This window comes from Nitrospira sp. (assembly GCA_016788885.1).
Classification (GTDB): domain Bacteria; phylum Nitrospirota; class Nitrospiria; order Nitrospirales; family Nitrospiraceae; genus Nitrospira_A.
On sequence record JAEURX010000005.1, the window covers coordinates 56011 to 63542 of the forward strand.

Here is a 7532-nt window from a genome sequence, read left to right on the forward strand (position 1 = left end):
CCACTCAAATGCCGTCAATTGTGCATAGTGTGTAACGAGAAGGAATTTCATGCCGACCCCGTCATGGCTCGATCATTCCCTGCCCTATCTCACCGCGTCGGTTCCCGCCTTGGGTGGTCGGATTCGCAGCAGTCCCGAGGACTTTTGCGTCGAAGAGCGGCCGCTTTATCTGCCATGCGGGCAGGGTGAGCATCTGTACATCCGCATCAAGAAACGGGGACTCTCCACGCCAGATTTATTGTCTCGCCTATCCTCGCAACTTCACGTCAAGGCCAAATCCATCGGTGTCGCCGGATTGAAAGATGCGCAGGCGGTGACGACACAGATGTTGTCGGTGCAGGGGGTGACGGCCGAGACTGTGGCGGCCGTCCCGACTGACGATCGGTTGCTCAGCGTGGAGATTCTAGGGAGGCATCGCAATCGTCTCCGTAAGGGGCACCATGCGGGCAATCACTTCCGGTTAGTGGTGAGGGATGTGCGCGAGGGGAGCGACGCGTTGCTGCAACAGTTGTTCGATGAACTGGTTCAGCGTGGAGTCCCAAACTACTTTGGCCCTCAGCGCCAAGGGCGCTCGGGCACGAACTTTCAGTTGGGCGCCGAACTGCTCCAGGATCCGGCACGGCGCAACAAGATGCCGCGAGACAAGCGCATCTGGTTTATGAATGCCTATCAGTCGCACGTGTTCAATCAGATCGTCGCCAAGCGGATCGAGAGCATCGACCAGGTGTGGCTGGGTGATTGGGCGATGAAAACCGACAATGGTGCCTGCTTTCCGGTGGAACAGCCGGAGGTCGAACAGCCACGCGCCGATCGCTTCGAAATCAGTCCGACGGGGCCGCTCTTTGGCTCCCGCGCGCCGTGGGCAGCCGGGGTTCCCGGCGACATTGAGCGGGCCGTGATCGCTGATATGGGAACCACCCCTGAGCTGCTGTCGCAAGCCGGGGCCGAGTGCGGATTCCGTGGCGAGCGGCGGGCCTTGCGCGTGCGCCTCAACGATTTGGAATGGTCGTTGGACGGTTCCGTGCTGACCCTCTCGTTCTGGCTGCCCCCGGGGTCCTACGCCACCAGCGTCTTGCGAGAGGTAGTCAAGCAAGAAAGTTGAGATCCTGCGTCATTCCTTCCTGCAGATGGTAAAATCGACTGTGTGAGGACCTGAATCCCTCGTGTGTCCTTCCCGGGGCGCTGCGACTCAGAGAGGTCGACCATGACCCCATCCGAAGAAACCGTCTTCCTGCAGGGCCACATCATCGACTCCCTGATCCTGGCCAAGGTCCTGGATACGATTGTGATGATGGGGGGCACGTTCGATCTTCAGGACGTCAAGATCGGCGCGACTAGGGAGGCGCCGTCGCAGGCCCGCATCGTCATACGCGCCCCTTCCGGCCGTAGCCTCTCGGAAATCCTACGGGCTATCCAGCCCCACGGGGCTGCATTGGAACGTGAAGCAGATTGCCGGTTCGAATCCGCCCCCGCCGCAGGCATTCTTCCGGACGAGTTTTATGCCACGACCCATATGCCCACGCAGATTCGCCTGGACGGCGAATGGGTGGAGGTGGAGGGCATGGAGATGGATGTCGCGATTTGTGTCGATCCGGCGAAATCTCGAGCCTGGACCGTCCCCATGGGAGCCGTGAAGCCGGGCGACTTGATTGTTACCGGGAGAGACGGCATCAGGGTGACGCCGCTTGCTCGTCCCGCCGTGCGCGATGTGTTTGGCTTCATGGAATCCGTGGTGTCGTCGGAGCGTCCGCATCAGCCCGTTATTGCGGATATTGCGCAACGCATGCAGACACTGCGCGAACGACACCGCCAGGGACATCCGGGGGCGAAGGTGCTCTGTGCCGGAGGGCCGGCGATCGTCCATGCCGGAGGCCGTGACGCGCTGACGTGGTTGATCGACGCCGAGTACATTCATGTGTTGTTCTGTGGCAATGCGCTGGCCGCGCACGATATGGAAGCGACGCTGTACGGGACGTCGCTCGGGTACGGACTGACAGCGGGGCGGTCGGTGCCGCACGGGCACGAGCATCATCTCCGAACGATCAATCGTATTCGTGCCATCGGCGGGATCGAACAGGCCGTGCGTTCCGGTGTGGTGACGGAAGGCATCATGGCCGCCTGTGTGCGGCGCAACGTCAAACTGGTGTTGGCCGGAACGATTCGCGATGACGGGCCGCTGCCTGGCGTGCTGACGGACTCCATGCAAGCCCAGCAAGCCATGCGTGAGGAAGTTCAGGGCGTCGGGCTCGCGTTGCTCGTGGCCTCCACGCTGCATGCCATTGCGACCGGCAATCTGCTGCCGGCCACGGTCCCGACGGTCTGTGTCGATGTGAATCCATCGGTGCCGACGAAACTCGCCGACCGAGGTAGTTTTCAGGCCGTCGGCCTCGTCATGGACGCCGCGTCCTTTCTGAAGGAACTGGCCCGCACTCTGGGGTGGCGCCCATGAGTCGGCTTCTGGTGTGTTCCCCGGAGTATTTCCAGATCGACTACGAGATCAATCCTTGGATGCGGCGGACGAACGCGGTAGTGCCCTCACGCGCAGTCAGTCAATGGCAGGCATTGATGCACGTGCTCGAGCGGGATGTCGGCGCGGGGATTGAACGCATGCCGCCGGTTGAGGGACTGCCGGACTTGGTGTTTACGGCGAATGCCGGCGTGGTGGTCGGTCGCCGCGCCTTAGTGAGTCGGTTCCGTTTTCCGGAGCGGCAACGAGAGGAGATGTATTTCGAACGATGGTTTCGTGCGCAGGGCTTCGATGTTCTGACGTTGGACAAGACCAGTTACTTCGAAGGGGCGGGCGATCTGTTGGGATTTCCGGATACATGGTTCGGCGGGTATCGCCAGCGAACAGATATCCGTTCCTTTCCCACATTGAGTGAACTGTTCCGGCGTGAAATTATTCCGCTGGAACTCATCGACGGTCGCTTTTACCATCTCGATACCTGCTTCTGTCCACTCACCGGCGGAGAGCTGCTCTATTTCCCCGCGGCCTTCGATGCCTACGGGCTGGCCGCCATCATGGAGCGGATTCCGGAGGAGCGCCGGATTCCCGTGCCCGAGGAGGAAGCGATTCGGTTTGCCTGCAATGCCGTGAGTGTCGGCAAGCATGTGGTCATCCCCGCCGGCTGTCCCCGTACGATGCAGATCCTTCGCGACCGTGGCTATCGTACGCATGCCGTGGAGTTGGACGAATTTATGAAGTCGGGCGGCGCTGCCAAGTGCCTGACGCTCGCCTTGGATTGATTCACGATTTCGTGCGAAACAGGAACGACAGGTACAGCCCCGCGATCGCCGTCGTGGTGAGCTCGATCGTGAGCAGCATCCGGCTGACAATCGCCTCCGGTCGCGGCGGAGACAGAATGAAGTGAAAGCCGAGGAAGGCTGCCGGTTGTGACGGGGGTGTTTCCCACGGCGGCATGACGAGAGACACAAGCAAGACGGTGACCATGCCGTAGAGAATCGTGAGATTGAGCTGCTCCTTTTGCGTAGGGCCGGGCGTCGCCGGTGTCGTGGTTCGCTCCGCATCGGATGTCACCCCTGCTCCGCAGTGCGTGCAGTAGCGGTTGATTTCGGGTAGGGCGCGTCCGCAGGCTGGGCAAGGTTTCATGATGATCGTCCCCACTGGCCTGTGCAGCCTACCTTGTGTGCGGGTGGAATTCCAGTAGGGACGTGCGCATTCCCCGAGATCAGTCTGGGTCGTGTGGCGCATTCGTTGACACCCTTCCAGACCCCTTCCTATAATCCGCCACCATGAAACGCTCATCGATGATGCGGGTGACTGTGGTTGGCGCCGGAGCATGGGGCACGGCACTGGCCAAGCATCTGGCTGAAAAGCAGTTGGCGGTGAGCCTGTGGGCCCATGAGCCGGAGGTGGTGCACAGCATTGCGCAGCAGCGTGAAAACGCGCTCTATCTTCCCGGTGTGCGGCTTCCCGCCACGTTGACGGCTACCAACGGCTTGTCCGAGGCGCTGACCCAAACTGATTGTGTGCTGTTTGCCGTGCCTTCGCATGTGGCGCGACCCGTGCTGGGCCGGATCGGACCGTTGTTGCCGGAGTCCGTCCCCTTCGTCAGCGCCACCAAGGGCATCGAGGAGATAACGTTCGACCTGATGACGCAGGTGATGCAGGACACGCTGCCGTCCCATCTGCGGGATTCCCTGATGGTCCTGTCGGGGCCGAGCTTCGCCAGCGAAGTCAGTCAGGGAAAACCAACTGCGCTCTGTTTGGCCGGCCGGGACCACGGCCTGGTGAAAACCATTCAGGCGCTCTTCATAACGCCGAGTTTTCGGGTCTATGCCGATGATGATCTGATCGGAGTCCAATTGGGCGGGGCGTTGAAGAACGTCATGGCGCTGGCCGCCGGCGTGGTCGACGGGCTTGAACTCGGACATAACGCCCGTGCCGCCTTGATTACCCGCGGACTGGCGGAAATGATTCGGCTTGGCGTGGCCATGGGCGCGGACCCGCGAACGTTTTACGGACTCTCCGGGGTCGGGGATCTCATTCTGACCTGTACGGGACCCTTGAGTCGCAACCACTCCGTCGGTGTGCGGCTGGGCAGGGGTGAACGCCTGGAGGGGATTCTCGCGAGTATGCAAGCGGTCGCCGAGGGGGTGCGAACGGCCAAGGCCGCGTTGGGATTGGCGCAGCGGTGCGGCGTGGACATGCCGATTGTGCAGGAGGTGAATGCCGTGCTCTTTGCCGACAAGTCTTGTCGTCGGGCGGTCGGTGACCTGATGGAACGCGAGGCCAAGGGAGAGAAAACACCGTCATGAATCCAGACCAGTTACGGGCCTTGCTGACGAACGTGCAGCAAGGCACCCTTGCGGTGCCCGAGGCCCTCAAGCAATTGCGCACCCTGCCGTATGAAAATCTGGGCTTCGCCTCGCTCGATCACCATCGAGCGCTTCGTCAGGGATTTCCGGAGGTCATTTTTTGCGAGGGGAAGACGGTCGCCCAGGTCGTGGCCATTGCCAAGACTCTGCTGCGGAAGAACAAGGCCTTGCTGGCGACGCGGGTGGAGCCGTCCGTTGCCAAGGCCCTGGTGCGCCTCAGCAAGCGGGCCACCTATCACGACGATGCGCGCGTAGTGGCGATCGCGCCGCCCAAGCTGGTCCGTCGAGGCTCAGTGCTCATTGTCACCGCAGGAACGGCCGATATTCCCGTTGCCGAAGAGGCACGCGTGACGGCCGATATCATGGGAAGCAAGACCGACACCTTGTACGATGTGGGAGTCGCCGGGTTACATCGGTTGCTCGGTCAGCAGGAACGGTTGCACGGTGCGCGGGTACTGGTTGTGGCGGCCGGCATGGACGGCGTGTTGCCGAGCGTGGTCGGCGGGTTAGTGCGGCAGCCTGTGATTGCGGTGCCGACAAGCCGTGGTTATGGGGCGCATTTCGGGGGCTTGGCTGCGTTGTTGACGATGTTGAATTCTTGTGCGGCCGGGGTCGGGGTGATGAATATCGACAACGGCTTTGGCGCCGGGTGCCTGGCGCACCGCATCAACATGGTGGGGGAGACGGATACGAAGTAGCCGTTAGGGGCGCACCCCTGAGTTTGTGCGGTTGTGCCCGTCTAGTTCTTCACCAGAATCTTGCCGCGTTTGGGCCATGACAGCATTTGGGTGCGCTGGCCCTTCTCGCCGTTACTGAGCAGCTTGACCCGCACTTCATATTCATACGATCCGACCGGTACTTGCTGCCTGTTGTGATCCAGGCCGTCCCAAGCGAGATCGACCTGCACGTGTTTCTGGGGCGTTTCTCCGTTGGCGCTCGGCGTCGTTTGCACGTGCTCGTTCACCGGCTGTCGGATCGAGAGAAAGCGCAGCGAGGTCATTGAGGAGGACGTGACGAGGGCGGAGACTTCCAGCATCAGTTGCTCGTCGACCTCTTTCGGCAGTTGCACGGTGGCGATGAAGTGGAAGGCGCCATCCTGTGGCTTGTAGGGCATTGGAGCCGTGTGCAGTGACAGAATTTTCAGATCCGGCTCGGGGCGCGGTACGCTGCTTTTTGTTTTGGTCTTGGCCATGGCGTCGGGAGGCGGTCCTCCAGGCAGGAGGAGGCACCCGATGAACAACAGGAGGCCGGCTGTGACGACTTGTGACATGCGCCGTGCGATGGACGGGGGGATTGGTCTTGGATCGGTCATGGGCCTCGGTATCGCAGGCAATGTTCGGCGGAGTACGTCTCTTTGATTGGGGATAACACAGCATCGCAGGGCTGTCAATGAACGAGCGGAATGATTGCTGTCTGGGTGCGGCTCCGGTAAGATGCCGCTCGTTTGCGCGGCATCCAGAATCGTAGGAGTGACGTGGCCAGGCATCTTCATTTCGACTGTTTTTCCGGTATCAGCGGCGACATGACGTTGGGCGCGCTGGTTGATGTGGGGTTGCCATTCAAGGATCTCGTGCGCGGACTCACCTCGTTGAGGATCGATGGCTTCCGGCTGGCGCGAAAGAGAGTCGAGCGCGGAGCCATCAGCGCGACGAAAGTCGATGTGCTGATCGACAAGGGCTTTCGCACGCCGTTAACTCTGTCACAAATTGCCAAAATTCTTCGGAAGAGCGGCCTGCCGCCAGTGGTCAAAGAACGGAGTCAGGCGGTATTCGATGTCCTAGCTGATGCCGAAGGGAAAGCTCACGGGGTCGAGCCGTCGCACGTGCATTTCCATGAAGTGGGCGTGATCGATTCATTTGTCGATGTCGTCGGCGGGGTCCTCGGCCTGCACCTCCTCGACATTCAACGTGTGACGGCCTCCGCTGTCAATGTCGGTTCCGGCATGCTTCAGTCGGCTCATGGTGCCTTGCCTGTGCCGGGACCAGCCGTGGCGGCCTTGGCGGTCGGCGTGCCGATTTATGCCAAGGGGCCTGAGCGAGAGCTGACAACGCCGACGGGGATGGCGTTGTTGCGGACCTTGGCGACTGATTTCGAGTGTCTCCCACCCATGCAGGTTCGTCGGGTGGGCTATGGAGCAGGGACCGCCGACCCGGCGCAATGGGCCAATGTGCTGCGTGTGTTCATCGGCGACGCGCCAGCCTCGGGCGTCGCGGTGGAAACGATTGTCGAACTGCACACCAACCTCGACGATCTCAATCCGCAAGTGTATGAGACGGTATTCGAACGTCTCTTTGCCGCCGGGGCTGTGGATGCGACATTGGCGCCGGTGACCATGAAGAAAGGACGGCCAGGGACTGTCCTGTCCGTGCTGGCTCCGCGAGAACAGGTCGAGGCGGTGTTGGCGGTGTTGTTCTCCGACACCACGGCGCTGGGCGTTCGGACGCAGGACGTCCAACGGCGGGTGCTGCCGCGACGCTTTGCGTCGGTCCAGGTTCAAGGGGGTGACGTGCGGATCAAAGTGGCGGATCATCAACCGGGGCGGAGCAAGGCGGCTCCGGAGTATGACGACTGCAAACGCATTGCCGAACAGAGCGGCAGGCCGGTAAAGGACATTTTAGAGGAGGCCATGCTGGCGTTCCGGCGCACGCAGGCCGGAACGAAACGGACGACGAAACGCGCATGAGTCGACGCTG

The 7532-nt window shown here is 61.4% G+C and carries 8 protein-coding genes; 6 read left to right on the forward strand and 2 right to left on the reverse strand.

The features are described from left to right. The first annotated feature begins 49 nt into the window (after positions 1–49). The 3 genes from JNL86_00460 (at position 50) to JNL86_00470 (ending at position 3246) form a co-directional block, all read left to right on the forward strand. Positions 50–1102, forward strand: coding sequence for a tRNA pseudouridine(13) synthase TruD (locus JNL86_00460; protein MBL8041373.1), 1053 nt, complete (start codon positions 50–52; stop codon positions 1100–1102). Between the two features lie 102 nt (positions 1103–1204). Beyond that, complete coding sequence (locus tag JNL86_00465) at positions 1205–2449, forward strand: TIGR00300 family protein (GenBank protein ID MBL8041374.1); 1245 nt, start codon at positions 1205–1207, stop codon at positions 2447–2449. Continuing rightward, complete coding sequence (locus JNL86_00470; GenBank protein ID MBL8041375.1) at positions 2446–3246, forward strand: hypothetical protein; 801 nt, start codon at positions 2446–2448, stop codon at positions 3244–3246. The genes JNL86_00465 and JNL86_00470 overlap by 4 nt, the downstream gene beginning before the upstream one ends. A 1-nt stretch (position 3247) precedes the next feature. On the opposite strand, the gene JNL86_00475 is transcribed toward JNL86_00470, so the two are convergent. Then, a complete protein-coding gene (locus JNL86_00475; protein ID MBL8041376.1) occupies positions 3248–3610 on the reverse strand; it encodes a zinc ribbon domain-containing protein in 363 nt (120 codons plus the stop codon). A gap of 143 nt (positions 3611–3753) precedes the next feature. Here JNL86_00475 and JNL86_00480 point away from each other — a divergent pair, with 143 nt between their 5' ends. Both JNL86_00480 and larB read left to right on the forward strand, forming a co-directional pair. Continuing rightward, positions 3754–4779: an NAD(P)-dependent glycerol-3-phosphate dehydrogenase gene (locus JNL86_00480; protein ID MBL8041377.1), complete on the forward strand. Its 1026-nt coding sequence runs from the start codon at positions 3754–3756 to the stop codon at positions 4777–4779. Further along, on the forward strand, positions 4776–5537 hold the full coding sequence (gene larB, locus JNL86_00485) for a nickel pincer cofactor biosynthesis protein LarB (protein MBL8041378.1): 762 nt from the start codon (positions 4776–4778) through the stop codon (positions 5535–5537). Before JNL86_00480 ends, larB begins: the two co-directional genes overlap by 4 nt. 41 nt (positions 5538–5578) lie before the next feature. Here the strand turns inward: larB and JNL86_00490 are convergent, their stop codons facing one another. Beyond that, positions 5579–6031 carry a hypothetical protein gene (locus JNL86_00490; GenBank protein MBL8041379.1) on the reverse strand — a complete coding sequence of 151 codons (453 nt, stop codon included), beginning with the start codon at positions 6029–6031 and terminating at the stop codon, positions 5579–5581. Between the two features lie 282 nt (positions 6032–6313). Between JNL86_00490 and larC the strand changes: the two genes are divergently transcribed. Continuing rightward, positions 6314–7522 (forward strand): nickel pincer cofactor biosynthesis protein LarC, encoded by a 1209-nt coding sequence (gene larC / locus JNL86_00495; GenBank protein MBL8041380.1) that lies wholly within the window; start codon positions 6314–6316, stop codon positions 7520–7522. The last annotated feature ends 10 nt before the right edge of the window (positions 7523–7532 follow it).

What these genes read in the sequence shown, in the direction of transcription:
- JNL86_00470 (MBL8041375.1), top strand. Translation starts at nt 2,446, where the DNA reads ATGAGTCGGCTTCTGGTGTGTTCCCCGGAGTATTTCCAGATCGACTAC.
- JNL86_00465 (MBL8041374.1), top strand. Translation starts at nt 1,205, where the DNA reads ATGACCCCATCCGAAGAAACCGTCTTCCTGCAGGGCCACATCATCGAC.
- larB (MBL8041378.1), top strand. Translation starts at nt 4,776, where the DNA reads ATGAATCCAGACCAGTTACGGGCCTTGCTGACGAACGTGCAGCAAGGC.
- JNL86_00475 (MBL8041376.1), bottom strand. Translation starts at nt 3,610, where the DNA reads ATGAAACCTTGCCCAGCCTGCGGACGCGCCCTACCCGAAATCAACCGC.
- JNL86_00480 (MBL8041377.1), top strand. Translation starts at nt 3,754, where the DNA reads ATGAAACGCTCATCGATGATGCGGGTGACTGTGGTTGGCGCCGGAGCA.
- JNL86_00490 (MBL8041379.1), bottom strand. Translation starts at nt 6,031, where the DNA reads ATGGCCAAGACCAAAACAAAAAGCAGCGTACCGCGCCCCGAGCCGGAT.
- JNL86_00460 (MBL8041373.1), top strand. Translation starts at nt 50, where the DNA reads ATGCCGACCCCGTCATGGCTCGATCATTCCCTGCCCTATCTCACCGCG.